This is a genomic window from Bartonella saheliensis (assembly GCF_902162175.1).
Window position 1 is genome coordinate 1 of record NZ_LR607217.1, and the last position, 24,799, is coordinate 24,799.

23 protein-coding genes, 3 tRNA genes and 1 pseudogene are annotated in these 24,799 nt (G+C 37.5%); 20 read left to right on the forward strand and 7 right to left on the reverse strand.

Annotation, left to right across the window (positions count from 1 at the left end):
• The 7 genes and pseudogenes from FS875_RS06875 to FS875_RS06905 all read left to right on the forward strand — a co-directional run.
• The coding region (locus FS875_RS06875) for a YqaJ viral recombinase family protein (protein WP_246067878.1) at positions 1 to 293 on the forward strand (293 nt) is incomplete at its 5' end.
• 59 nt (positions 294 to 352) lie between these two features.
• On the forward strand, positions 353 to 829 hold the full coding sequence (locus FS875_RS06880; RefSeq protein WP_246067879.1) for a DUF488 domain-containing protein: 477 nt from the start codon (positions 353 to 355) through the stop codon (positions 827 to 829).
• Between the two features lie 101 nt (positions 830 to 930).
• Positions 931 to 1,197, forward strand: coding sequence for a helix-turn-helix transcriptional regulator (locus FS875_RS06885; protein WP_019221612.1), 267 nt, complete (start codon positions 931 to 933; stop codon positions 1,195 to 1,197).
• 76 nt (positions 1,198 to 1,273) lie between these two features.
• A complete protein-coding gene (locus FS875_RS10255) occupies positions 1,274 to 1,441 on the forward strand; it encodes a hypothetical protein (RefSeq protein ID WP_166428909.1) in 168 nt (55 codons plus the stop codon).
• Positions 1,442 to 1,559: 118 nt separating this feature from the next.
• Complete coding sequence (locus FS875_RS06890; protein WP_144754866.1) at positions 1,560 to 1,979, forward strand: hypothetical protein; 420 nt, start codon at positions 1,560 to 1,562, stop codon at positions 1,977 to 1,979.
• Between the two features lie 27 nt (positions 1,980 to 2,006).
• Positions 2,007 to 2,096, forward strand: a pseudogene (locus FS875_RS10595) (tyrosine-type recombinase/integrase); the annotation flags it as partial.
• A gap of 272 nt (positions 2,097 to 2,368) precedes the next feature.
• The gene (locus tag FS875_RS06905) at positions 2,369 to 2,896 is read left to right on the forward strand and encodes an antA/AntB antirepressor family protein (RefSeq protein WP_144754869.1); all 528 of its coding nucleotides are present in this window, start codon (positions 2,369 to 2,371) and stop codon (positions 2,894 to 2,896) included.
• Positions 2,897 to 3,145: 249 nt separating this feature from the next.
• On the opposite strand, the gene FS875_RS06910 is transcribed toward FS875_RS06905, so the two are convergent.
• Positions 3,146 to 3,231, reverse strand: a tRNA-Leu gene (locus FS875_RS06910).
• Positions 3,232 to 3,379: 148 nt separating this feature from the next.
• Here FS875_RS06910 and ilvA point away from each other — a divergent pair.
• The 3 genes from ilvA to FS875_RS06925 all read left to right on the forward strand — a co-directional run bounded on the left by ilvA (position 3,380) and on the right by FS875_RS06925 (position 6,892).
• The gene (gene ilvA / locus FS875_RS06915; protein ID WP_144754872.1) at positions 3,380 to 4,657 is read left to right on the forward strand and encodes a threonine ammonia-lyase IlvA; all 1,278 of its coding nucleotides are present in this window, start codon (positions 3,380 to 3,382) and stop codon (positions 4,655 to 4,657) included.
• A gap of 35 nt (positions 4,658 to 4,692) precedes the next feature.
• Positions 4,693 to 5,223 carry a hypothetical protein gene (locus FS875_RS06920; RefSeq protein ID WP_144754875.1) on the forward strand — a complete coding sequence of 177 codons (531 nt, stop codon included), beginning with the start codon at positions 4,693 to 4,695 and terminating at the stop codon, positions 5,221 to 5,223.
• A gap of 286 nt (positions 5,224 to 5,509) precedes the next feature.
• Positions 5,510 to 6,892 (forward strand): DEAD/DEAH box helicase, encoded by a 1,383-nt coding sequence (locus FS875_RS06925; RefSeq protein WP_207999992.1) that lies wholly within the window; start codon positions 5,510 to 5,512, stop codon positions 6,890 to 6,892.
• A 1,399-nt stretch (positions 6,893 to 8,291) separates the two neighbouring features.
• On the opposite strand, the gene FS875_RS06930 is transcribed toward FS875_RS06925, so the two are convergent.
• Positions 8,292 to 8,366: transfer RNA gene (locus tag FS875_RS06930), tRNA-Asn, on the reverse strand.
• A 186-nt stretch (positions 8,367 to 8,552) separates the two neighbouring features.
• Between FS875_RS06930 and FS875_RS06935 the strand changes: the two genes are divergently transcribed.
• The 6 genes from FS875_RS06935 (at position 8,553) to FS875_RS06960 (ending at position 16,661) form a co-directional block, all read left to right on the forward strand.
• Positions 8,553 to 8,626 (forward strand) — tRNA-Cys (locus FS875_RS06935).
• 216 nt (positions 8,627 to 8,842) lie between these two features.
• A complete protein-coding gene (locus FS875_RS06940; protein ID WP_144754881.1) occupies positions 8,843 to 9,517 on the forward strand; it encodes a protein-L-isoaspartate O-methyltransferase family protein in 675 nt (224 codons plus the stop codon).
• Positions 9,518 to 9,574: 57 nt separating this feature from the next.
• The gene (locus FS875_RS06945; RefSeq protein ID WP_207999995.1) at positions 9,575 to 10,876 is read left to right on the forward strand and encodes a TolC family outer membrane protein; all 1,302 of its coding nucleotides are present in this window, start codon (positions 9,575 to 9,577) and stop codon (positions 10,874 to 10,876) included.
• Between the two features lie 246 nt (positions 10,877 to 11,122).
• Entirely contained in the window at positions 11,123 to 11,689 is a 567-nt protein-coding gene (locus tag FS875_RS06950) for a DUF2497 domain-containing protein (protein ID WP_144754887.1), read from the forward strand.
• A gap of 136 nt (positions 11,690 to 11,825) precedes the next feature.
• Positions 11,826 to 14,549, forward strand: a complete 2,724-nt coding sequence (locus tag FS875_RS06955; RefSeq protein WP_144754890.1) for a valine--tRNA ligase — start codon at positions 11,826 to 11,828, stop codon at positions 14,547 to 14,549.
• A gap of 1,320 nt (positions 14,550 to 15,869) precedes the next feature.
• On the forward strand, positions 15,870 to 16,661 hold the full coding sequence (locus FS875_RS06960) for a tetratricopeptide repeat protein (protein WP_144754893.1): 792 nt from the start codon (positions 15,870 to 15,872) through the stop codon (positions 16,659 to 16,661).
• A 102-nt stretch (positions 16,662 to 16,763) separates the two neighbouring features.
• On the opposite strand, the gene FS875_RS06965 is transcribed toward FS875_RS06960, so the two are convergent.
• From FS875_RS06965 to xth, 5 genes are all read right to left on the reverse strand, one after another.
• On the reverse strand, positions 16,764 to 17,510 hold the full coding sequence (locus tag FS875_RS06965; protein WP_144754896.1) for an amino acid ABC transporter ATP-binding protein: 747 nt from the start codon (positions 17,508 to 17,510) through the stop codon (positions 16,764 to 16,766).
• Positions 17,511 to 17,521: 11 nt separating this feature from the next.
• Positions 17,522 to 18,238, reverse strand: a complete 717-nt coding sequence (locus tag FS875_RS06970; RefSeq protein ID WP_144754899.1) for an amino acid ABC transporter permease — start codon at positions 18,236 to 18,238, stop codon at positions 17,522 to 17,524.
• Between the two features lie 2 nt (positions 18,239 to 18,240).
• Positions 18,241 to 18,993 carry an amino acid ABC transporter permease gene (locus FS875_RS06975; protein WP_144754902.1) on the reverse strand — a complete coding sequence of 251 codons (753 nt, stop codon included), beginning with the start codon at positions 18,991 to 18,993 and terminating at the stop codon, positions 18,241 to 18,243.
• A gap of 140 nt (positions 18,994 to 19,133) precedes the next feature.
• On the reverse strand, positions 19,134 to 20,039 hold the full coding sequence (locus tag FS875_RS06980; RefSeq protein WP_144754905.1) for a transporter substrate-binding domain-containing protein: 906 nt from the start codon (positions 20,037 to 20,039) through the stop codon (positions 19,134 to 19,136).
• Positions 20,040 to 20,163: 124 nt separating this feature from the next.
• Positions 20,164 to 20,946, reverse strand: a complete 783-nt coding sequence (gene xth / locus FS875_RS06985) for an exodeoxyribonuclease III (protein ID WP_144754907.1) — start codon at positions 20,944 to 20,946, stop codon at positions 20,164 to 20,166.
• A gap of 493 nt (positions 20,947 to 21,439) precedes the next feature.
• Between xth and rpsL the strand changes: the two genes are divergently transcribed.
• The 4 genes from rpsL to FS875_RS07005 form a co-directional block, all read left to right on the forward strand.
• Complete coding sequence (gene rpsL / locus FS875_RS06990; RefSeq protein WP_100129594.1) at positions 21,440 to 21,811, forward strand: 30S ribosomal protein S12; 372 nt, start codon at positions 21,440 to 21,442, stop codon at positions 21,809 to 21,811.
• 35 nt (positions 21,812 to 21,846) lie between these two features.
• The gene (gene rpsG, locus FS875_RS06995) at positions 21,847 to 22,317 is read left to right on the forward strand and encodes a 30S ribosomal protein S7 (protein WP_120122475.1); all 471 of its coding nucleotides are present in this window, start codon (positions 21,847 to 21,849) and stop codon (positions 22,315 to 22,317) included.
• Between the two features lie 24 nt (positions 22,318 to 22,341).
• Positions 22,342 to 24,426 carry an elongation factor G gene (fusA, locus tag FS875_RS07000; RefSeq protein WP_144754910.1) on the forward strand — a complete coding sequence of 695 codons (2,085 nt, stop codon included), beginning with the start codon at positions 22,342 to 22,344 and terminating at the stop codon, positions 24,424 to 24,426.
• Positions 24,427 to 24,489: 63 nt separating this feature from the next.
• Positions 24,490 to 24,799, forward strand: a 310-nt coding sequence (locus tag FS875_RS07005; RefSeq protein WP_207999939.1) for a GTP-binding protein, incomplete at its 3' end; no start/stop codon positions are given.

Consider the following 24,799-nt stretch of genomic DNA (forward strand, 5'->3'; position numbering starts at 1 on the left):
TAGTAGAGGTTAAATGCCCACAATCACCAAACCATCTACGCTTCTTTATAGATAGTAATATCAAGCCTGAATATCTTGCGCAAATGCAATTCCAGATGGCTTGTACGGGACGTAAATGGTGTGATTTTGTTAGCTATAATCCAAACTTTGTAGGTAAATCTACTGGTTTGAGAATGAAGATCAAACGCGTCAATCGTGATGAAGAACAAATCGAACGGATTAACCAAGCGGTCGAAATTTTTTTAGCAGAAATAGAACAAGAGATGCAAAAGATTTTGACAAAAGCCGCTTGATGTTATGGGGGTGCTTTCTCCTCCCAGCACCCCCGCCCATTTATGTAAGGAAATTAAACGTGTGTACCTTTATACATCCTGCTAAAGATGAAAAATCTTGTTTTTTTACCATTGGATATCAAGGAAAATCTCTTGAGAATTACCTTTATTGTCTCATGGAAAACAATATCAAAGCTTTGTGTGATGTTCGTAAAAATCCAATAAGCAGAAAACATGGATTTTCAAAAAGACAATTAGAGAAAGCTGTAAATGACATTGGCATTGAATATATGCACATGCCTGAATTTGGAATTGCCTCTGAAAAAAGATGCAATCTGAAAACACGAGAAGATTATGAACATCTTTTTGAAGATTACCGAAATACAACTCTTAAGGATAATTTTCATGCAATAGAAAAATTATACAAGCTTTTTTTGGATAAAAAGCGTGTTGCAATTACTTGCTTTGAAACTGATGTGTGCATGTGTCATCGGGGAGAAATTACCAAGGCTCTTACACAACTCAAAGATTGGAAATATGAAATTAAACACATCTAGCAAATAACTTACAACTTTGAAAAATGAAGGTGTTCTATAACACCTTTGTCCCCACCCATTTGTAATTATTCTCAACACTTAGATAATAAGGAAAGTTTGAAATGAACGAAGAAAAATTAACTGCCTCAATAGAAAAAGTAAGCTTATTCGAACAAGCTTTACTGTCGATGCGTTTGCAACGGCTTGTCAATATACAAGATCTCTCAATTTATCTCGGAATGTCAATGACATATATTAGAGAGCTAGTAAAAATCGGAGCTTTTCCTAAGCCTATACAAGAAGGACGATACTTAAAATGGGATCTTGTTGAAATTGATCGTTATATTGAAGCTAAAAAAACAGAAAGAGATTCAGTAGAATTGTCTTGAAGAGGTCCAAAGTAACGAACTGCTCGTAGAGACAGATTAACAAAAATGATAGAAAATTATTGATAATAGCTTGATCATGAATAATTTAGTGACAATCGATAATGATGGTATTGCCGTCACGATCTCTTTAAAAATTACAGAGGGTGTGGGGAATAGCTACGCTACAGTTATAAAGCTTGTGCGTCAAAATATTGAAGACTTTGAAGAATTTGGAAGGGTTGGATTTGAAATCTCACCCTTTTGAAAAAAGGGGGGGCTATTTGCTGGAAGTTCAGTGACAAATTTGAAAAATGGAGATAAGAATAATCAACAGGCTTTAAAGCTTTCTCATAGTCAATAAATCCAATTAAAAAGGGGGAAAAATGAAACAAACTTTAAAATTATTAAGCTGCATAGCTTTATTAAATATGGCTGGATGTTACTCAAAGCCTCCTTCAACATACTTTGTTATATGGGAAAAGCCAGGTGTAAATTCTACTGAGGTAGGAAAAGCACTGTTAGAGTGTGGTGCGCTATCTCCTTATAGTAGTAGTATAGCCAATAGCAAATTAGGTTTTCATGAATGGTCGATAATTCATACTTGTATGATCCAATCAGGATTTCATCATAAAAAAATTAAAGATGGGAAATGGTGTGAAAATTGTAAAGATGATAGGATTCCGGTGTATCCTCCTGGTTCTGTCGGGACTCAAAGAAGTGTTGAGAGACGCTTAAACAGCTCGTTTTGTAAAAACGACGGTATAATAAAACTTCTCAATATCAACACTCCGTTTTGCCATTGATCATCAACAATCAAAATGCTGTATGGGATAGCAAAAGCTTATATGCGAACGGATTTTTTAGAACAACGACATGTTCTCTTGGAACAGTGGGCTGCATTTATAACAGGAGCGACTTGACAGGCTTATAACAATGTGTCTATTGTCGAAAAAGGTGCCTGAAAAACACCTTGAATCGATAGCGGATAGATTGCCGAAACAGTCTTTTCTCCGCACATTATAGACTTTGACTCATTGTATGTTAAATGCGTATAATGGCTTTGTCGGGTGTGGTTACGCTATACAATACCCTTTTGGGAAAAGCGTAACGACGGACTATCGACCGTGTTTTTCAGCACCCGGCATCCTTTGTTGGATGTCAATGAAAAACCTTTAATCGATAGGAGTTCATTATGAACATTCTTATAAAAATATCAGAACAAGTTATTGATCAAGAAACTGTTCAGACAGTAAATGCACGTGAATTGCATACGTTTTTGGCAATAGGAAAACGTTTTGCTACTTGGATTACGAACCGTATTAATCAGTATGAATTTGAAGAGGGAAAGGACTATATTTTAACGCTTCCCAAAATTGGGAAACGTAAAAATGTTATCAGCAAAGAATACCACCTCACTTTAGACATGGCGAAAGAGCTCTCAATGGTTGAACGTAATGAAAAAGGACGACAAGCACGCCGTTACTTTATTGAGTGTGAGAAAAAGTTAAAAAGCCAATCTACTGATTATGAAGATACACGTTTTGATTTACCAAGCTATTGGGAGGGTATGAATGCCGGTGAAAAAGCTTTGTATCTTTTAGGTCCTATTCATGTGTGTCTTGTTGATGCTTTTAGAGTAGATGAAGAGAACAGAAAATATAAGGCTCTTATTAAAGAAGCAAAGCAGGTTTTAGAAAAATCTGTCGTGAAAGCTGCTTAGTTTGGAAAATTGATTCTATCTCCTCGTCTTTTATGGCGGGGAGGGGAATTGGGGAATAGAAGCAAAACATGGTATGGTGATTTAGTCCCAAAATATGCTTCAAAAAAGCAGCAATGATTCGTATTTTAGTACTATCTCGGTACCATCTGATAGCGTTATGATGGGTTTTTAAAAGGTGGTTTAGAAGGTGGTTTAATTTTTTCTGATTTCTAACAAATTACTGAAAAATAAAGGAAAATCAAAATGTTCTGGTGCGGACGGCGGGACTTGAACCCGCAAGGTCTTCGACCGGCAGATTTTAAGTCTGCTATGTTTACCGTTTTCATCACGTCCGCGATGAGAGTTCTCTCATAAGCTATATCTTTTATTGAATCAAGAATTAATGACAAAAGAAAAAAAATTCATTTTTTTTCGTGAAATTTTGACTGACAATGGTTTTCTTTATCGCTAGAAGAAATCTGTATAATATAAATAAAGTATGAAATGATCAGTGTTATGAGTAAATTTATTCAAGACGTTACAAAAGCTATGGTGGGATTGCATCACGTGTTTGCTGAAACTCCCCTTCAAAGGAATGATTTTCTAAGCCAAAAATATGATGCAGAAATTTATTTGAAACGTGAAGATTTAACACCGGTGCGGTCTTATAAAATTCGTGGTGCTTTCAATTTTGTTTCAGAAATGCTGAGCAGTATATCTTCAGATTCTGCATTTGTGTGTGCTTCAGCAGGGAATCACGCACAAGGGGTTTCTTTTGTTTGTCGTTATTTTAAACGTAAAGGTGTGATTTTTATGCCTATGACAACGCCACAACAGAAAATTGAGAAGACACGTATTTTTGGTGAAGAGTTTATTGATATTCGTTTGGTTGGTGAAACATTTGATCAATGTTATGAAGCTGCGCAATCTTTTGTGGTGGAGAACGGTGGTGTGATGGCTCCTCCGTTTGATGATATTCGCATTATTACGGGGCAAGCGACAGTGCTCTGCGAAGCTGCTTTACAATGGAAAAAACTCAATGGAGAAAGTGAGCCGGATTTAATGATTGTGCCGGTAGGGGGAGGTGGTTTGGCAAGTGGGATAAGCAAGTTCTTACGCGAATATGGTTGGAATACAAAGCTTCGTTTTGTTGAGCCCCAAAGAGCTGCAAGCTTGCTTGCTTGTTTGGAGAGTGGAAAACGGGTTAAACTGAAAAATATTGACACTTTTGTAGATGGGGCTGCGGTGGCTGAAATTGGTGAACTAAACTATACAATTTTAAAGCATTTTTCTCCTGATTCTGTCATCACAGTTCCTGAAAATCGCGTTTGTTCTACGATGGTTGAAATGCTTAATGTAGAAGGTGTGGTTCTTGAACCAGCTGGCGCTTTATCGATTGATGCGCTTAATAGTATTCCATCTCAAGAGTTAAAGGGTAAAAAGATTATTCTCGTTATTTCAGGAGGTAATTTTGATTTTGAGCGTTTGCCAGAGATTAAAGAGCGTTCTTTACGTTTCCAAGGCTTGAGAAAATATTTTATTTTTAGTTTTCCGCAACATCCTGGTGCATTGCGTCATTTTCTTTCCACATTATCACCGGATGATGATATTGTGCGCTTTGAATATTTTAAAAAATCAGCGAGAAATTTTGGTTCTGTATTGGTTGCAATTGAAACAAAAAAATACGACAATTTTCGTCTCTTAGAAGAAAAATTTCAAGCGTTAGGTTGGCGCTATCGTGATATTACGGATGATCAAACATTATTTGATTTTGTTATTTGAAAAATTGCAATTTTACTAAAACAAGAAGTGTAAAAATGAAATCTACTTTTTATTTTATGCTGAGTCTATTTTTCTTTTTGATTGTTAATCAACAAAGTTTAGCATCTCAGCCAACAGCACTACAGAAAACTGAACTGTCCAAAATAGTTGTTGATGTCAATAATGCTATAAAAAGTGAGGATTTTTCGCTTATATCTCATTATATGCCTGAGCGGCTTTATAAAGAGATGGCACGTCGATTGAATACAACAGAGGATGCTTTACGTGATAATTTTCTTCAACAGTTGCAGAAGCAATTTGAGAACTTGCCTTCTGGTGCTTATTGTTTAGACAAAAAAAATATTGAGTATCTTCAAACAGATAACGGTACTGTATATGCTCTAATTCCAACGATTCTAGAGATGAAGGATCGCATTATTCAATATAAAACTTTGGCGATTTTTGATAAAACCCAATGGTATTTAATTTATGGCGGTCAAAAAACTTTACAAAATCCAGTTTTTCTCGAGATTTATCCTGATTTTATCAAGGTACATTTACCGATGGAGACAATCATTAAGAAATAAACGATTTCAATATGTTGGGGTTGTGATCAATGTATTTCGTAAAGTCCTTGCTTTTTTATCATAATCCAATGATAATGAGGGTAAAGGTATTTAAGCTGGTTTGTTAGCTTTTTTAAAGTGAAGTTATATGCCTTTACCTTGATTTCAAGGTACTCATGAGTTGCGCAGGTCGCTTTTTAAGCGTTGCTTCGTTTAAAATGTCAAGGATTTCTCTTGCGCGGATTCTTGAGTGGAGAGTTCAGCTGATGACTTCGTAAAAGTTGCTCTGCTGAGGAAAGATTTTATTTTGTCTATAAAAAAAGAAGATGTTTTTAAAAAGTTAGGTTTGCCTACTCTTTTGATTAAAAATTTACGCATTTCTGGGATGAGTAAACCTAAGCCTATACAGGAACAAGCTATTCCAAGGATGTTGAAAGGACACGATATTTTAGGGATTGCACAAACAGGTTCTGGAAAAACTTTGGCATTTGGCTTGCCTATTTTAAGTCGAATTTTAACTTTGGGTGATAAACGCTCTCCTAAAACTGCACGCGCTTTGATTTTAGCGCCAACGCGTGAACTTGCTGTTCAGATTGATGAAGTAATTCGCACTGTGGCAAAAGGAGCGCATCTTTCGACGTGCCTTATTTTTGGAGGAGTATCACGTTTAAAACAAATTAAACGTATGGAAGCAGGTGTAGATGTTTTGATAGCCACTCCAGGGCGTTTGAGAGATCTTGTTCGTGAAAAGTGTGTTGATCTTTCTCAATCTCGTTTTTTGGTTTTGGATGAAGCAGATCGTATGTTGGATATGGGATTTATTCATGACGTTAAGCAAATTGCAAAGCTTTTGCATCAAGAGCGTCAGACAGCACTTTTTTCTGCAACGATGCCGAAAGAAATTGCTGCTCTCGCAAAGTGTTTACTCAATGATCCGGTTAAGATTGAAGTTGTTCCTCAAGGCACTACGGCTGTAGAGATTACACAGAAATTATATTGTGTTCCTACGAATGAAAAAAAGAATGTTTTAAGTAAACTTTTGACAAATCCAGCTTTTGATTCGGTTATTGTTTTTACTCGAACAAAACACGGGGCTGATGCTGTCACACGTCATTTAGCAAAGATAGGCTATTTAGTTGCAACAATTCATGGAAATAAATCACAAGGTGCTCGCCAATCTGCTTTAAAAGCTTTTCGTGAAAGATCGGTTAAGGTCCTTGTTGCAACAGATATTGCTGCACGCGGTATTGATATACCAGGAATAAGCCACGTGATTAATTACGACTTACCAGATGAAGCTGAAAGTTATGTGCATCGTATTGGTCGTACAGGACGCAATGGTGCATCTGGTGAAGCGCTTACACTTTTTGATGAAAAAATAGAAAGGGCTCGGTTGCGCGCTGTAGAGCGTTTGATTCGCATGAAATTAGTGTCTGAATCTATTCCAGAACAATTTGCGGCATTTCCAGAAAAGCCGATTGTGCCAAAAAGTGAAGAAAAAGAAAATAATAAAGAATGCCGTTTAAAAAAATCTAAATGTCAGAAACGGTTTTTAGGTCGAAAAGATGATGCTGCACAGTTACAGCGAAAAAATTCTTCATCTCCAAATGAGAGGCATAAAAAAGCAAAAGCGGCTGCAAGGCGTGCAAAGGCTTTTCGTTTTCGCAAGTCAGTCAAGAAAGCGGCTTAAATAAAATTTTGAAAAGAGATTATGTCTTGAGAGTTTTTTTTACGTTTGTTGATTCCTTTTCAATTAAAAAGGAATATGTAATAGTTTTGCTAAAATAAGAGAGATTTTCATTTTTTAGAAATGAAAATCTTTGAATGTTCGGGCTGATTTAAAAATCTTTTGAAAAAAACTATTGTAAAAACAATTATTTATTTTCTTTATTCCTATTTTAAAAAATATAAATAAAAAATCTGTTTTATCTTTAATGATAACTCTTAATTTAAAAAATTAATTATGCCATAATAACTTATTGTTTTATATATTAAATAATCAGTCTCTATCATAAAATTTTTTCACTTTAAATCTGTTTGTATTGATCCCTTAAAACTATTTGTTTGCATGTTAAAAATGAGATTTTCGTGTAGATAAATATTTAAGCAATCAATAAAGTATCTATTGTAAGTTTTTGTAAAACAAGGAATATTTCTAACACAGAGCGTGAGAAAATAGTATGATGGTATGGCTTTATTGTAGGTCAAAGATGGTGCTCATCAATGGTTTTTATTTTATACTATTTACGAGAGCACTTGTGAAATGGGTTTGGGGGATTTAAGAGATATCTCTTTAAGGTGTAGATGCACAATACAATGGAAACAATGAAGAAAGCGCCCATGCCCCATGATTTGTTGAAGATTTTCATAAGATTCTTATCAACTTAGATTGATATACTGTTTGTGCTGTAAAACACTCTTTTTAGGGACTATATAATGTCCATAACACTTTACGCACTCAGTGTTTTTATGACGATGTGATGAATATTCAAGGCAAGGCTGTTTGTAGGGGTTATGAAGTGATTAGTAGGAAGAGCCTACTAGATAAGAATCTCGATTTTTTACAAACTTTTTGGTTGGGATTTCCTGCTTTCAGGGAGGAGGCATGAGCTGTATGGCGATAATATAGATGATTTTGATTGTTATTTTTCTGTTTTTTTAAATGATTACTTCAAGAGTATTTTTTTAAGCTTTATTGCTTTATTAAAGTAAAAATTATTTTTATGTTTGAAAACAAAGCTTATACAAAACTTTTTTCGTTATTGATGGCATTTAATAATTCCCTTTCATAAAATAAATCGTCATTTATAAAGCGCTAACAAGTACAATGTTTTTTGATAAAGATGCGGGGTTTTTTGATAAAGATTCGGTAACTTGAAAAAACAATTATTTTGAAATTAACGCATAAGAAAAAACTCGTGCAATAGTTTTTAATGGGTCAATCGCTTGTTAGGCTCATTGCAAAAACTCCCCCCTTGGATATTGCATTTCTATCTTATTGCAAAGACCCCATTCTCTTACTCTTATTAAAGAATCTCTTATATTTAAATGTAAATAAAAAGAATTTGCTGTATGGGATAAAAAAGAAGTGGCTCCCCGGGCCGGATTCGAACCAGCGACCAACCGGTTAACAGCCGGTTGCTCTACCGCTGAGCTACCGGGGAACGATGCTCAATCATTTAGCTGAAGAGGCTATAGCAAAGCAATACTGATTTGCAAAGGATAAAATTACCTTTTTTAAAAAAAATATGATAAATTGTGTAAGTAAGGGGGAAAAAAGGCGATAGAAAGTTTCTGCACCTTGACGGATGCTTTACCTTCCCTTATTGAGACCTCTATATTGTTGATGAGGCCTTGTGGCGGAATGGTTACGCAGAGGACTGCAAATCCTTGTATCCCGGTTCGATTCCGGGCGAGGCCTCCAGCCGATTTTAAACGAAACGGCTTTTAGGGGAGGTATAAGATAAAGAAATTATTTCCCTCTACAGTTATAAAGACACTTTTATATGAGAGATTGTCCTGTTAGAATCGGTTGTTGACTACCGTATCTTTTTTTGTAACACCTATAGTGTTAAGAGATCTTAGTTCTTCATTGTTGCTGTTTTGTTTATTTTTTGTGGGTTAGGAGAGAATAGTCGTTATGGTTGCAGATTTTGCTGAGCTTCGTCGCAAAATGGTTGACAATCAAATTCGTACAGTTGATGTAACGGATTTATCAGTTCTTGAAGCGTTTTTAACGATATCCCGTGAAGATTTTGTATCGGAAGATATGAAAGCGTTAAGCTATCTTGATACTGATATTGTTTTATTTCCAGTGGGTGATGAAGTTCCTGCACGCTATTTGATGAAGCCTGCATCTCTTGCAAAATTGTTACAGCTTGCTGCTGTAAAATCATCAGATGTTGTTTTAGATATTGGTGCAAATAGTGGTTATTGTGCAGCCTTGCTTTCAAAACTTGCAGGGTCTGTAATTGCGTTGGAGAGTAATCAGTCTCTTTTTGAACATGCTCTTGACGCTTTGGAACGTAATCAATGTGATAATGTGGTTGTCATTCTTGGTCCATTAGAGCAGGGATACGCTGCTGAGGGACCTTATGATGTGATTTTTATAGAGGGATCTGTTGATTTTATTCCACAAGGTATCTTTGATCAAATGAAAGACAGTGGACGTCTTGTTGTGGTTGAAGGGGATGGAAATGCTGCTGTAGCACGAATCTACATAAAAGAAGATGGAATCATTTCTTCTCGTCGAGCTTTTAATCTTGCTGTAAAGCCTCTTCCTTGTTTTTTAAAAACACCTGATTTTATATTTTAGTGCTTGTTCATTTTATGAATAAAAGATAGTTTTGTCATTTATTTGGGGTTTGTTGTTGTGTGTATTGTGTTTAAATTAAGCAAGAAGTTTCAGGTGTGTTTTTTGTTGGGATTGAGTCTTTTACTCTCAGAGGCTGTTTGTGCTGAAACATTGATGGATGCCTTTTCTAAAGCTTATAAACACAACGCTAAGTTGAATAGTGAACGGGCGGCTGTTCGTATAGCTAGTGATGATGTTGTCATCGCGCGATCAGGGTTATTACCACAAGTTGAAGGGATTGGAAGCTATGGGCGGAGTAAGTCTTTTACGGGTTCTTATGTCACTTCTGGATCTATAGGCGTAAGATTAAACCAAAGATTATTTGACGGTTTTATCACGCAAAATATGTTTTCTTCAGCTCAGGTTAAGCTGCAGGCGCAACGTGAGTATCTTCGTAATGCTGAGCAAAATACCTTTCTGGAGACTGTGACAGCTTATGCGAATGTCTATCAGGCGCGTCGTGTTGCCAATCTTCGGAGAGAAAATTTAGCAGCTCTTGAAGAGCAAGTTCGTTCCAATAAAGCAAAATTTGATGTGGGTGAGGGAGGGCGTGTTGATCTTGCTCAAGCTCAAGCTGCACGTTCCGTGGCGGTTTCAGAACTGAGTCTTGCTCGTGCTGATGTAAAAGCAGCAGAGGCAGTGTATCGACAAGTTATTGGTTCTGATCCTGAAAAGCTAAAACGTCCGCCCGTTGCCACAAATCTTCCCGTCAATCTTGATACGGCTTACCAGATGAGCGTTGTGATGCATCCAGCAATCCTTTATGCTCAATATTTAGTCGATGCGAGTGGCTACAATGTAAAGGCGAAAGAAGGAGCGTTGCTTCCCAAAGTTGATTTTTCTGCAACAGCATCTTATAATCGGATTTACAGTGGCGCTGGTCAGGATGGTGTTTCTAAATCGATAGGATTGTCGTTAAGTGTTCCGATCTTTGAAGGGGGGCGTACATCTGCACAGATTCGCCAATCGAAGGAACAGCTTGGGCAGGCGCAACTTCAACTCGATTTGGCCCATAGTAATACGAGACAAGCCCTTACTTCTGCTTGGTTCCAGTTGGAAGGTGCACGCGCATCTGTTATTGCTTACCGTGAAAGTGTTCGTGCTGCTGAAATTGCCTTTAAAGGTCGTATTCAAGAAAATCGCGTAGGGCAGGCAACGACATTAGATGTTTTAAATTCTCGTACTCAATTGATTAACGCTCAAATTGCGCTCGCAATGGCAGAGCGTAATGCTGTTGTAGCAAGCTACAGTGTTCAATCGTCTATTGGTAAATTGACACCAAATTATCTAGGCTTAAAAACAATTCAATATATTCGATAATGCATAAAAATATTCCCTTTGATTTCAAATAATTTTAGTTTTTAAAAAGTTAGTTAATCCGTCGTTGGATATGTTGGAAATAGAGTAGAGATATGTTCTTTTAAAGTACAGAAAGTTGTGTGTAGCGCCCTCTTTATGACAAGCATATTTGAAAATATCACGAGAGGCATGTTGATCTTATAATTCTTTTGCATACACTGAAAATATGATTCTATTTGTTCTTGCGTCTTTGAGAGGTTGTAAAGTATGGTACAGAGTTCAAGCGTGTTACGTGAGCCGAGTATGGATGAAATTTTGACATCTATTCGTGAAATAATCGAAGAAAATGCGGTTCAATCTGATCACTTTTTAAATGAAGATGTCGCAGTAAATGCTTCGGAAGATCATTCAAAAGTTGCATCAGAAGGTATTTATGATACAACTTTATCGGTTGATGATGCTATGAAAGCTTTAGCTGATCGCATTGGTCTTTCTACTGAAAATCAAGGGGGAAGGATAGCACAAGAGAAAGAGGATACAGCGGTAGAAAATAATACAGTTGGTGTGGATGTGCAAAAAATGAAGCTTGCTTCTGAAGAACGGAATTCTGTTTATAAAGCAAAAGAATACGAAGATGAGATCAGGAAGTCACAATCAGAAGCGGGAAGGGCTGGTCGTGTAGAGTTGTCTGCGTATTGTATTTCTTCTGCTGAAAAGATTGCAAAGGATGTGTTGCGGCCGGCTATAGCAGAATGGTTGCAGTCTAAATTGCCTGTTTTGCTGGAAGATATTTTACGTGAAGAGATTGTGAAGGCGATAAAAAAGTCGTCTTAATTATTTTTATGTTTTTTATTTTATAAAAAATTTGTTTGAGGTTTTGCGGGCTCTCGAGTGAGAGGTTTGGTGTTCTCGATTCTGATCGAATTTTAATCATATATTGTGTTTTTCAGCGGCGTTATGGATGGATAGAATGTTAGAAAAAAACTATGATGCTGCTTCCATAGAGCAACGGGTTGCAAAAAGATGGGAGACTCGTGGGGCTTTTAAAGCGGGAGCGGGTTCTAAAAGTGGTGCAGAACCTTTTTGCGTTATGCTTCCGCCGCCTAATGTTACAGGCTCACTTCATATGGGGCATGCGCTCAATACGACAATTCAAGATATAATGGTTAGATTTCAGCGGATGCGTGGCAAAAATGTTTTGTGGCAGCCTGGTATGGATCATGCTGGGATTGCTACACAAATGGTTGTAGAGCGTCAACTTGCAGAACGCCAAGAGCCAACGCGTCAAGAAATGGGAAGAGAAAAGTTTATTGAGCGTATTTGGGAATGGCGTCATGAAACGGGAGGCATTATTGCAAACCAGTTGCGCCGCCTTGGCGTTTCATGTGATTGGTCGCGTGAGCGCTTTACAATGGATGAGGGGTTGTCGCAGGCTGTTCGTGAAGTCTTCGTTACGCTTTATAAGCAAGGATTGATATATAGAGATAAGCGCCTCGTCAATTGGGACCCTCAATTGTTAACGGCTATTTCGGATCTTGAAGTTGAACAAAAAGAAGTTCAAGGGCATTTGTGGCATTTTAGATATCCGCTTGAAGGTAAAGTTTTTGATCCAAATGATGCGACAACTTTTATAACAGTGGCGACAACACGACCAGAAACAATGCTTGGAGATACAGGAATTGCTGTTAATCCTGAAGATGAGCGTTATAAAAATCTTATCGGTAAAAATGCTCTTTTGCCGCTTGTTGGTCGTAGGTTATTGATTGTTGGTGATACGCACGCTGATCCTGAGGCAGGGAGTGGTGCGGTAAAAATCACACCAGCCCATGATTTTAATGACTTTGAAGTAGGACAGCGTAATGATTTACGCTTAATCAATATTTTTACCCAAAATGCTGAGATTTTTCTCCGTGAGAATGAAGCATTTTTTGATGGTTTGGTTTTATCAGATGAATTACAAATGTTAATAGAAAGTCTTGATAAAGCAGATCGTTTTGTCGCACGCCAAAAGATTATTTCTTTGATGGAAGAACGAGGATATTTGGCTTCTGTTGATAATCATTCCCATATGGTTCCTCATGGAGATCGCAGTGGTGTACCTATTGAACCTTTTTTGACAGATCAATGGTATGTTCATGCTGTTGAATTAGCAAAGCCTGCACTAGAAGCTGTTCAACAAGGAAAAACGCAGTTTGTTCCCGATAGTTGGAAAAAAACCTATTTTAATTGGATGCAAAATATTCAACCTTGGTGTATTTCTCGCCAATTATGGTGGGGACATCAGATTCCGGCTTGGTATGGTCCTGATGGAACAGTTTTTGTTGAAAAAAGTGAAAAAGAGGCTTTAGATGCGGCTTTTGTTCATTATGGTGAGGTGGTTGAATTAATCCGCGATCCAGATGTTTTAGATACTTGGTTTTCTTCAGCTCTTTGGCCTTTCTCAACATTAGGATGGCCAGATAAAACAACTGAATTATCTACTTTTTATCCAACATCTTTATCCGTGACAGGATTTGATATTATTTTTTTCTGGGTTGCTCGTATGATGATGATGGGGCTTCACTTTATGGGTGAAGTTCCTTTCCCAACGGTTTATGTGCACGCTCTTGTTCGAGATCAAAAGGGTGCAAAGATGTCAAAATCAAAGGGAAATATTATTGATCCCTTAGAGCTTATTGATCAGTATAGCGCTGATGCTCTTCGTTTTACTTTGGCTATTATGGCAGCGCAAGGTCGTGATGTAAAACTTGATACTTCCCGCATTGCTGGTTATCGTAATTTTGCTACGAAATTGTGGAATGCTACCCGATTTGCACAGATGAATGGTGTAAAGCATGATCCTTCTTTTAAGCCAGAATGCGCAAAGCTGGCGCTTAATCGTTGGATTTTAACAGAACTCTCTAAAACAATTTCAGCAGTGACGACGGGTATTGAAAACTATAAGTTTAATGAGGCTGCCGCTACGCTTTACCGTTTCATTTGGAATACATTCTGTGATTGGTATTTAGAGCTTCTCAAACCTATCTTTCAGAGTGAAAATGAAGATGCTAAAAATGAGGCTCAAGCTTGTACTGCTTGGGTTTTAGATGAGGTTTATAAGCTTCTTCATCCCTTTATGCCTCATATGACAGAAGAGTTGTGGGCTCTTACAGAAACACAAGGGGGCAAACGTGAGGATATGCTTGCGTTGACAAAATGGCCAGAGGCAACATTGATCGATGAGGAGGCTGCTGCTGATATTAATTGGCTTATTGATGTGGTCACAGGGATTCGGTCTGTACGTTTTGAAATGAATATTCCAGCGGCTACGCAAGCACCTCTTGTCATTGTCGAAGCAGGGGAAGTGACGCGAGAGCGTGTGCAGCGTTATGATGCACTTCTTAAAAAGTTAGCCCGTATTGAAGTTATTGATTTCTCTGATAAAGTTCCGGAAGTATCGGCACAAATGATTTTGGGAGAGGCTGTTTTTTGTTTGCCATTAGGGCAGTTGATTGATTTGGAGGCTGAACGTGTTCGTTTAAGGAAGGAGGCCCGTAAAATTGAACAAGATATTGAAAAAATATCGCTTAAATTAAATAATCCCAAATTTATAGCAAATGCAAAAGCAGAAATTGTTGAAAATGAACAAAATAGGGTTGTAGAATTGCGTGCTGCGCAAAAGAAGATATCTGTTGCTTTAGAGCGATTAGGTTGATTCTTACTTTTTTGATAGATGATTTCACAGTATTACGGTTGGTATCAATTTTTTTAAGAAATTTTTTCTGTCTTTTATGAATACGATCATAAAATTTTCGCTGAAGCTGATGTTTTTATGTTCATCATTAAAAAGGTATCTCTTAAGGCACCCAAGCTCATTTAGCGTCGGCACTCGTGAATGGTATAACGGTAAAGCTATTGAACCTCCTCATCTTTACGCTTGTGAAGTAACGAGTCAGTGCTATTGCACACACTTTGGTTAGCGCTTAATGTTGCGTGGCAGAGTCTTTGGCAGTTGTGGCGGTTCATAAGAGCCATTTTTAGTCCTTTCTTATACCGTTTTTTACACAGGCTCTTTCCGCTTGTAATGTGCAAAGTGGATAATTTTGTTGGTTTATTTAACATAAAAACAAGTTTTAAATGTACGGTATTTTGGGGATCTCCTTCAATAAGAAAAAATAAATTATTCATTATAAATCAATATTTTGCTTTATTTTTGTAAAATATCTTCATGGAGCACAATAAGACATATAAAATTTTACATGTGCTATTTTTTTATATGGAGTGGTAAATATTTAGGAGAAATCTTACTTGTAAAGTTTATAAAAGCGCAAACAGAAGGTCATTATATTTTCTAGCCTCAAATGTTTTGATAGCTCTTGTCTTTGAGTATCTTTATTCGAAGTATTTTAAATCCTCTCTTAAGTTCATCTGAAAACCCCGATTATCGCTTATTCTCGCAAGTGATTTTGATTGCTTCAATATGAAAGAGGAAGGGAATCCTCTTATATTGGGCGTGTAATTCAACTTAAAAATGATAATTTATATTTATAAATCAATATATTATCTATAAGCAAAGCATATGAAGTGACCAACAGTTCGAATCTACCAAAAAACTGGACTGTTTACAGATTGATGGGGATGAGAAATTTCATCTTTCAGCTGGAGAGATAATCGTGAAGTTATAAGTTAACGATCATTATATATTCCCTCCCTTTTCGACATGCTGTTCAATGTGCAGGTTATTTTATTAAATGATTTTTACGCATTCATATAAATTTTTAAGATAACACAATCCTACAATGTTAAAGGATGTATTAAAAATATAGAGTGATTATTTGTATTTAAAAGTCAACTTTTTGTATATGAAAATAACTGCTTAAGTTTATTGAATACTTTTGATAGATTTCATTTATCGGTCTTTTCTTTTAAAAATTTTACTTTAGAATTTCTCGTATTTTTTACTAAGAAGAAGTATTTAAAGATCTACAAAGAAATTTGTAACAAATAGAATAATTAACATTGAGAGAGGGGGAAAATGATCAATCGATTTCAGATATGGAAGAAAGCCACGGTTATTGTGACTTTAGGGGGATTGTTTTCGACTGCTTATATAATAGAAGCTAATAGCTTACAAGAATTGCATGATGGTTCGTTTTATTTTTTTAAGCGTGGTATGTCTGCTTATAAAAATGGGCAGATAAAACAGGCTATTTCAGCGCTACGTTGTGCCGCTAAGAGAGGCCATATTGGTGCAAATTGGAAACTTGGCTCTATCTATGCAAATGGTGATGGTGTCCCTAAAGATGATTACAAGGCCTATCATTTTTTTGCATACATCATTGAAAAAGGTGCTGATCTTGGCTCAGAGGATGAAAGTTATGTTTCTGATGCATTGGTTAGGCTTGCAGGGTTTATAAAAAAGGGTATTCCTCAATCGCCTGTGAAACCTAATCTCTCTTATGCAACTCGTCTTTATATGCGTGCTGCGGTGAACTATGGAAATCCTAAAGCTCAATATCATTTAGGAAAAATATTTCTAAAGGGAGAGGGAAGGGAGAAGAATCTTATACAAGCAGCACGATGGTTTAAACTTTCTGCAAAAAAAGGAAATTCTTCTGCCCAAGCGATGCTTGGAAATATGCTGATTCAAGAAGGAAAAATCATTCGCGGGACAGCAATGTTAATTGCAGCCTATGAAAAAGCTAACGTAAAAGACAGAAATTGGATCTACCCTTTACAAGAACAGGCATTTGCTCGTTGTAATGAATTTGAAAGACGTACAGCGATTTCACTGGTTGCGGATATTTTAAAAAATAAGAATTTTTAACTATCTGCTTGCAATATTTTTTACATTCTCTCATTCATCATTAAACTCTATCATTTTGTATCCAAGTTTATAGTAGAGAGAGCTTTTTGCGATGATAAACAGCTAATGACTTAGGATTTTAGACAAAAACTCTTGCGTTCTTGGTGTTCTTTCTTGCGGATTAGAAAAGAACTCTTTAGATGAACAATCTTCAAGAATGGTTCCTTGATCCATAAAAATAACACGCTCCGAGACTTTTTGTGCAAATCCCATTTCATGGGTTACACAAATCATCGTCATCCCTTCTTCTGCTAAACTAATCATGACGTCAAGTACTTCACCGACCATTTCAGGATCTAAAGCAGAGGTTGGTTCATCAAAAAGCATAACAAGTGGATCCATAGTTAAGGCACGCGCAATAGCAACACGCTGTTGTTGCCCTCCAGAAAGTTGTCCCGGATATTTATCTTTATGTTCAATGAGCCCAACGCGTTCAAGATACAACAAACCACGTTCAAGTGCTTCTTTTTTGCTTCGTTTTAGGACTTTAATTTGTGCAATTGTCAAATTTTCTGTGACCGATAAATGGGGAAAAAGTTCGAAGTGCTGAAAGACCATTCCTACATGACTGCGCAATTTAGGCAGATTCGTTTTTTTTGAATGAACTGGTGTTCCATTAATCCAAATTTCGCCTTTTTGAAAAGGGACGAGAGCGTTAATCGTTTTAATGAGTGTTGATTTTCCTGAGCCGGATGGCCCACAAACGACAACTACTTCTCCTTTGTTAATATTGGTTGTACAATTTTTAAGAACGTTAATTTCGCCATACCAATTAGAAACATTTTTTATTTCGATCATATGAGTAGACATTTTTTTTCCTGTTAGCGAATAATGGATACTTTTTTTTGTAAATACAAAACGATTTGTGACAGTGTAAAACAGATAATAAAATAGAAAATAGCCGCTAAAATATAAGCTTCTTGCTTTACACCAAAATTATTAGCAGCAATATCAAAACCATTCAAAAGGCTATGACCGCTGATAGCATAAACAAGGGTTGTATCCTGAAAAAGGATAATAACTTGCGTTAAAAAGACTGGAAGCATATCTCTAAAGGCTTGAGGCAGAATGACAATATACATACTTTGCCAATAGGTCATCCCAAGAGCTTGTCCTGCATATTTTTGTCCTTGCGAAACCGAATTGATACCAGCACGCATAATTTCAGCAAAATAAGCCGTTTCAAATGCGGTAAAGGTAATAAGTGCTGATTTATTGGCGCCGATAGATGTTCCCGTTAAAAAAGGTAGAAGCACAAAAAACCATAAGATAACCATCACAAGTGGTATTGAACGCATCGCTGTTATGTAAACGATTGCAACCCAAGAAAGAAGTTTTATGGAAGAAAGGCGCATCATCGCTAAAAGTGTGCCGAAAACAAATCCTAATACCGTTGCAAAAAGTGTTAGAAAAACGCTAAAGAGTAAACCTGATAAAATGTAAGAACGAAATACATCAAAGGTAAAAAAGGAAAAATCAAAGTCGGAAAAATTGAAAGGGAAATAAAGTCCAAACTGAGAGCTTATGAAATTTATCATATTCAATTTCCCTTTGTTTGAAAATTAGGAATTTTGAGCATTTGTTCAATGGCTGTCATCACAATGAATACGCATAAGGCTATAAGAATATAAAGAATCGTAACAAGCAAATAGTTTTCGTAAACATGGCTTATTTCTTCAATTGCTTGGTATTGAAATTGCATGAGTTCATTGATTGAAACAGCGAATGCTATAGATGAATTCTTCACAATGCCCATTGCTTCTGAAGTAAGCGGCGGCATAATTGTACGAATAGCACGCGGTAATATGATATAGCGATAACTTTGATAAGTTGTAAATCCCATTGCCATAGCAGCATAGCGTTGTCCTGAGGAAATCGCTTCAATGCCTGAACGAACTTGTTCTGCAATACGGGCCGATGTAAAGAACCCCAACGCGCATGTTACTAAGAGAATAGGGGAAAATTTCATCGCAGGTGGATAAATCTTAGGAACAACAAAATACCATAAAAATACCTGTACTAGGAGGGGAATGTTGCGCATAATTTCTACCCAAATAGCACCGATTGTGCGAAATACACAATTGATGATGAACGTTTTAGGTAAAGTGCGCATTGTTCCTATAATAATGCCACAAAATATAGCTAATATAAGCGAAGTGATGGACAAAGTAACCGTATTTTTTAAGCCATCAAGAAGTGTATCTAAATAAGTATGACTTACGCCGGGTGTGCCCAAGCATCCTGTTACCAGTGTCTGAGTAAGGTCATCTCTACAAAGGAAAGAAAAGTCCATTAATTGATATTCCCTCAAATTAGTCATTCACAAATAGAACGATAAATCAAGTCTATCTACATAAGCAGAATTTATTAAAAAGTGAACTAAAATATAAACCACACTCAATTTTTAAAGAGTGTGGTTTTTCTTTTCAAATTCTATAAATCTTTTTCTGTGTAGCTTTCGCGAGGCTTATTGTTTGGATGATCCCAAGCATATCTTGTTTGTTTTGATAAGGGAAGGTTCATAACAGTATTAGCAGGCGGAATCGGTTTCATAAACCACTTATTATAAAGCTTTTCAAGTGATTCGTCTTTAATCTGACGTAGGATACTATCATTGATTGCTTGTTCAAATTTTTTGTCATGTAATCTCAGCATGCAGGCGATGGGTTCAACTGAAAGTACAGTGTCAAGAATGACGTAATCCGATGGATTTTTTGATTTTGCAATATGTCCTGCAAGAATTGAGGCATCCATAACAAATGCATCGGCACGACCCGATTCGAGTAATAAGAAGCTATCTGCGTGATCTTTTCCTTTGACGACCTTAAAGTGAATGTTTTTTGCACGTTTGTTTTTACGAATAAGTTGAACGGATGTCGTACCGGTGGTCGTTGCAACTGTTTTTCCATTTAAATCATCAAGAGATTTAATATTAGAGTTTTTCTTTACAGCAATCCGAACTTCTTCAACGTATGTTGTATAAGCAAATGCTGCTTCTTTGCTACGTGCAATATCATTTGTTGTTGAGCCACACTCAAAATCATAAGTTTTATTTTTTAAGAGAGGGATTCTATTTTGAGATGTGATGGGAAGATAATGGATTTTAATCGGTTTACCAATTTTTTTTGAGATATCATCAATGATACGTTCTGCCATTTCTGTATGAAAGCCTACATATTTATTATTACCAAGGGCGTAAGCCAAACCAGATGATTCACGAACACCTAAAGTGATTTCCCCTGTTTGTTTTATTTTTTCAAGTGTATCATTTTCAGCGTGCGCGACGCTTGTGAGCCCAATGGCTGCTGTTACAATAAACATTAATAATGATTTCTTCATTTATGTCCTCCATTTATTCATTTTTATTTTAGTTACTTAAGATATACTGTTTGAATGGTGTAGCATAGTTATTCTTTTGAGTGGAATTTTTTTTGTTGTCTTATGAGATGAGCGTTATACTTCCTTAATTGATATTAAGATGAATCCAAACAGGAACGTGGTCGGATGGTTTTGGGTATCCCCTTACTTCTGTTTGACTATGAGCGCAAATAAGGTGATCAACTGCTTCTGGTGATAAGAGTAAATGGTCAATGCGAATCCCATTATTTTTAGGCCATGCTCCAGCTTGGAAATCCCAAAAACTAAAAGAGGGTGTATCGGTGACATTTCGGATAGCATCGTAAAGACCTAAATAAAGGATACGCTGGAATGCTTTTCTTGTTTTTTGAAGAAATAAGGCATCTTGATTCCATTCTTGAGGTTTTTTTGCATCGAGTGAGGTCGGGATAACGTTATAATCACCGGCTAAAATAAGGGGCTCTTCATACGCAAGCAATGATTTTGCATGTGCGTATAATCTTTCCATCCATTCCATTTTATAGGAATATTTTTCACTCTCAATAGGATTTCCATTTGGCAAATAGAGAGATGCAATACGCACAACACCTTTGTTTGTTGAATAAACGGCTTCGATGTAGCGTGTTTGTTCATCATTATCGTTGCCTGGTAATCGACGGATCACTTCATCCGGTGTTTTTTTAGAAAGAATCGCAACGCCATTAAAACTTTTTTGTCCGTGTGTTTCTATATGATAACCTAGATTTTCTATTGCATCACGTGGAAAATTTTCATCGATACTTTTAATTTCCTGTAGACAGACTATATCTGGCTGACTCTGCTGTAGCCATTGATATAATGTTTCATGTCGCGCTTTTATTCCAGCAATATTCCACGTTGCTATTTTCATGGCACTCATCATCCGATAATAAATATGCAATTTAATTTGCTGTGTTAATATTTTATCGCAGTCACATTGTTGTTTTTTGTTTATAGGGCGATATTACTATGGTAAATTGATTTATCAAGAGACCCAATAAAAGCAAATTTAAAGTTTTAAAATTTAATTTATTTTGATTTTTGAAAACTTTCTGCTGTTTAGTTCTTGACGAATGTCTGTGTTCTCGCTATTAGACACGAACATAACCGATGTGGAGATGATCATTTATTTTGGATATGAAGCAAAAGATCATTTAAACGGGTGTTAAGAGGATTAAAAGCAAATGCTAGTGCAAAAGGCTATTGCCTTCTCTGCTTATGATCGGGTAGTCTGTTTTTAGCAGCTATGCCCGATTTTGTGTGTAGAATTAGACATCTGTTCCTGTTCTATTGGAGTGGATGGAGCCAAAAATAGAAATACCCGATTGGGTGAGACGAATGTATATCGAAAAGAGGAAGGTTGCATGCCTACCGTAAACCAGTTGATTCGCAAGCCGCGTGTGGCGCCAGTTAGACGTAATAAGGTTCCTGCTCTGCAGTCGAATCCGCAGAAGCGTGGTGTTTGTACGCGTGTTTATACAACAACACCGAAGAAGCCTAATTCTGCTCTTCGTAAAGTTGCTAAGATTCGCTTGACGAATGGATTTGAAGTGATTGGTTATATTCCTGGAGAGGGACATAATCTTCAAGAGCACTCTGTTGTGATGATCCGTGGTGGTCGTGTGAAAGATTTACCAGGGGTTCGTTATCACATTATTCGTGGTTTGCTTGATACTCAAGGTGTCAAGAATCGTAAACAGCGTCGTTCAAAGTATGGCGCGAAGCGTCCAAAATAATGAAGCGTCCAAAATAATATTGAGAGACAAAGCTAATGTCCCGTCGTCATAGAGCAGAAAAGCGTGAAATTAATCCAGATCCTAAGTTTGGTGATTTGGTTATTACAAAATTTATGAATGCCATTATGTTTGATGGTAAAAAGTCAGTTGCAGAGCGTATTGTTTATGGTGCGCTTGATTCTGTGGAGAGAAAAGTAAAAACAGATCCAGTAGATCTCTTTCATCGGGCTTTAGAGAATGTTGCTCCTCATATTGAGGTTCGTTCTCGTCGTGTTGGAGGGGCTACTTATCAGGTTCCGATCGATGTTCGTCCTGATCGTCGTCAGGCTCTTGCGATTCGTTGGTTGATTTCGGCAGCACGTGGGCGGAATGAAACGACGATGATTGAGCGTTTATCTGCTGAACTTATGGATGCAGCTAATAATCGCGGTTCTGCCGTGAAAAAGCGTGAAGATGTCCATCGTATGGCTGAGGCTAACCGTGCATTTTCGCATTATCGCTGGTAGAAGTTTTAAACTAAGGCAAATATAATGGCTCGCGAATATAAAATTGAAGATTATCGTAATTTTGGTATTATGGCGCATATTGATGCCGGTAAGACTACGATGACTGAACGTATTCTGTTCTATACGGGTAAGAATCACAAAATTGGTGAGACCCATGATGGTGCTTCTACGATGGATTGGATGGAGCAGGAGCAGGAGCGCGGCATTACCATTACATCTGCTGCGACGACAACGTTTTGGGAAGGGCGTGATGGTCGTAAGCGTCGCTTTAATATCATTGATACGCCAGGGCACGTTGATTTTACGATTGAGGTTGAGCGTTCTTTGCGTGTTCTTGATGGGGCGATAGCATTGTTGGATGCTAATGCTGGTGTTGAGCCTCAGACAGAAACCGTTTGGCGGCAGGCTGAGAAATATCGTGTGCCGCGCATGGTTTTTGTTAATAAAATGGATAAAATAGGTGCTGATTTCTACCGTAGTGTAGAAATGGTTGGTTCTCGGTTGGGAGCTAAAGCGCTTGTTTTGCAGTTGCCGATTGGTGCGGAAAATGACTTTGAAGGTGTTGTCGATCTTGTTGAGATGAAGGCTTTAAAGTGGGATGGTTCTATTGGTGCCTCAGCGGTGATAAGTGAAATTCCTTCTGACTTAAAGGAAAAGGCGGAAGAGTATCGTGAAAAACTCATTGAGATGGCTGTGGAAGTTGATGAGTCCGCTATGGAGGCTTATTTGGAAGGTGTTATGCCAACCAACGAGCAGCTTGTTTCTCTCATTCGTAAGGGAACCGTAGAGGTTCAGTTTCATCCTGTTCTTTGTGGTACAGCTTTTAAAAACAAGGGTGTTCAACCACTTCTGGATGCTGTCGTTTCTTATCTTCCTTCTCCGGTTGATATTCCGGCGATTAAGGGTATTGATGTGAAAACTGAAGCTGAGACGACACGCGAATCTTCTGATGAAGCTCCGCTCTCTATGCTTGCGTTTAAAATTATGAATGATCCTTTTGTTGGTTCGTTAACTTTTTGTCGTATTTACTCTGGTAAGGTTCACAAAGGCGTTTCTCTTGAGAATACTGTGAAGAGGAAGAAAGAGCGTTTAGGACGTATGCTTCAAATGCATTCAAATTCTCGTGAGGATATTGAAGAGGCATTTGCTGGTGATATTGTTGCTCTTGCGGGTCTTAAGGAGACAACAACAGGTGACACACTTTGTGATCCTTTAAAACCTGTTATTCTGGAGCGGATGGAATTTCCGGAGCCTGTTATTGAGATTGCAATTGAACCGAAAACAAAAGCAGATCAGGAAAAAATGGGTATTGCTCTTAATCGTTTGGCTGCGGAAGATCCTTCATTTCGTGTTAAATCAGATGAGGAATCTGGTCAGACCATTATCGCTGGAATGGGTGAGCTTCATCTTGATATTATCGTCGATCGTATGCGGCGTGAATTTAAGGTTGAGGCAAATGTTGGGCAGCCTCAAGTTGCTTATCGTGAGTCAATTACTAAAATGGCGGAAATTGATTATACCCATAAGAAACAATCGGGTGGTGCTGGTCAATTTGCTCGTGTAAAAATTGTTTTTGAACCTCATGAAGGTGATGATTTTATTTTTGAGTCGAAGATTGTTGGCGGTGCTGTTCCTAAGGAATATATTCCGGGTGTTCAAAAGGGGATTGAAAGTGTTATGGGGTCAGGACCTCTTGCAGGCTTTCCGATGCTTGGTGTAAAGGCTACTCTTATCGATGGTGGGTATCACGATGTTGATTCGTCTGTGTTGGCTTTTGAGATTGCTGCTCGTGCAGCCTTTCGTGATGGTGCAAAGAAGGCAGGAGCACAGCTTCTTGAGCCGATCATGAAGGTGGAAGTTGTTACACCAGATGATTATGTTGGTGATGTTATTGGTGATCTCAATTCTCGTCGGGGGCAGATTTCAGGAACTGAAGCGCGCGGTATTGCAACGGTTGTGAATGCGATGGTTCCATTGGCAAATATGTTTGGTTATGTGAATACCCTTCGCTCTATGAGCCAGGGGCGTGCGCAGTATACAATGCAATTTGATCATTACGAGCCTGTCCCTTCGGCGGTTGCTTTGGAGATTCAAAAGAAATACGCGTAATTTCAGGTTGGTAGATTAATTTTTAACTTAGTCCTTGGCTTGGACGGAAAATGGAGAGCTCAAATGGCGAAGAGCAAATTTGAACGAACAAAACCGCATGTTAATATAGGAACGATTGGTCACGTTGATCATGGGAAGACTTCGTTAACAGCAGCGATTACGAAATTTTTTGGTGAGTTTAAAGCATATGATCAAATTGATGCAGCACCAGAAGAGCGGGCCCGTGGAATTACCATTTCTACAGCACACGTTGAGTATGAAACGGAAAGCCGTCACTATGCCCACGTTGACTGTCCAGGACACGCAGATTATGTGAAAAACATGATCACAGGGGCAGCACAGATGGATGGTGCCATTTTGGTTGTTTCTGCGG

Coding starts and splice junctions, on each gene's coding strand:
- FS875_RS06885 (WP_019221612.1), top strand. CDS start 931: ATGAACGAAGAAAAATTAACTGCCTCAATAGAAAAAGTAAGCTTATTC.
- FS875_RS10255 (WP_166428909.1), top strand. CDS start 1,274: ATGAATAATTTAGTGACAATCGATAATGATGGTATTGCCGTCACGATC.
- FS875_RS06890 (WP_144754866.1), top strand. CDS start 1,560: ATGAAACAAACTTTAAAATTATTAAGCTGCATAGCTTTATTAAATATG.
- FS875_RS06905 (WP_144754869.1), top strand. CDS start 2,369: ATGAACATTCTTATAAAAATATCAGAACAAGTTATTGATCAAGAAACT.
- ilvA (WP_144754872.1), top strand. CDS start 3,380: ATGATCAGTGTTATGAGTAAATTTATTCAAGACGTTACAAAAGCTATG.
- FS875_RS06920 (WP_144754875.1), top strand. CDS start 4,693: ATGAAATCTACTTTTTATTTTATGCTGAGTCTATTTTTCTTTTTGATT.
- FS875_RS06940 (WP_144754881.1), top strand. CDS start 8,843: ATGGTTGCAGATTTTGCTGAGCTTCGTCGCAAAATGGTTGACAATCAA.
- FS875_RS06950 (WP_144754887.1), top strand. CDS start 11,123: ATGGTACAGAGTTCAAGCGTGTTACGTGAGCCGAGTATGGATGAAATT.
- FS875_RS06955 (WP_144754890.1), top strand. CDS start 11,826: ATGTTAGAAAAAAACTATGATGCTGCTTCCATAGAGCAACGGGTTGCA.
- FS875_RS06960 (WP_144754893.1), top strand. CDS start 15,870: ATGATCAATCGATTTCAGATATGGAAGAAAGCCACGGTTATTGTGACT.
- FS875_RS06965 (WP_144754896.1), bottom strand. CDS start 17,510: ATGTCTACTCATATGATCGAAATAAAAAATGTTTCTAATTGGTATGGC.
- FS875_RS06970 (WP_144754899.1), bottom strand. CDS start 18,238: ATGATAAATTTCATAAGCTCTCAGTTTGGACTTTATTTCCCTTTCAAT.
- FS875_RS06975 (WP_144754902.1), bottom strand. CDS start 18,993: ATGGACTTTTCTTTCCTTTGTAGAGATGACCTTACTCAGACACTGGTA.
- FS875_RS06980 (WP_144754905.1), bottom strand. CDS start 20,039: ATGAAGAAATCATTATTAATGTTTATTGTAACAGCAGCCATTGGGCTC.
- xth (WP_144754907.1), bottom strand. CDS start 20,946: ATGAAAATAGCAACGTGGAATATTGCTGGAATAAAAGCGCGACATGAA.
- rpsL (WP_100129594.1), top strand. CDS start 21,440: ATGCCTACCGTAAACCAGTTGATTCGCAAGCCGCGTGTGGCGCCAGTT.
- rpsG (WP_120122475.1), top strand. CDS start 21,847: ATGTCCCGTCGTCATAGAGCAGAAAAGCGTGAAATTAATCCAGATCCT.
- fusA (WP_144754910.1), top strand. CDS start 22,342: ATGGCTCGCGAATATAAAATTGAAGATTATCGTAATTTTGGTATTATG.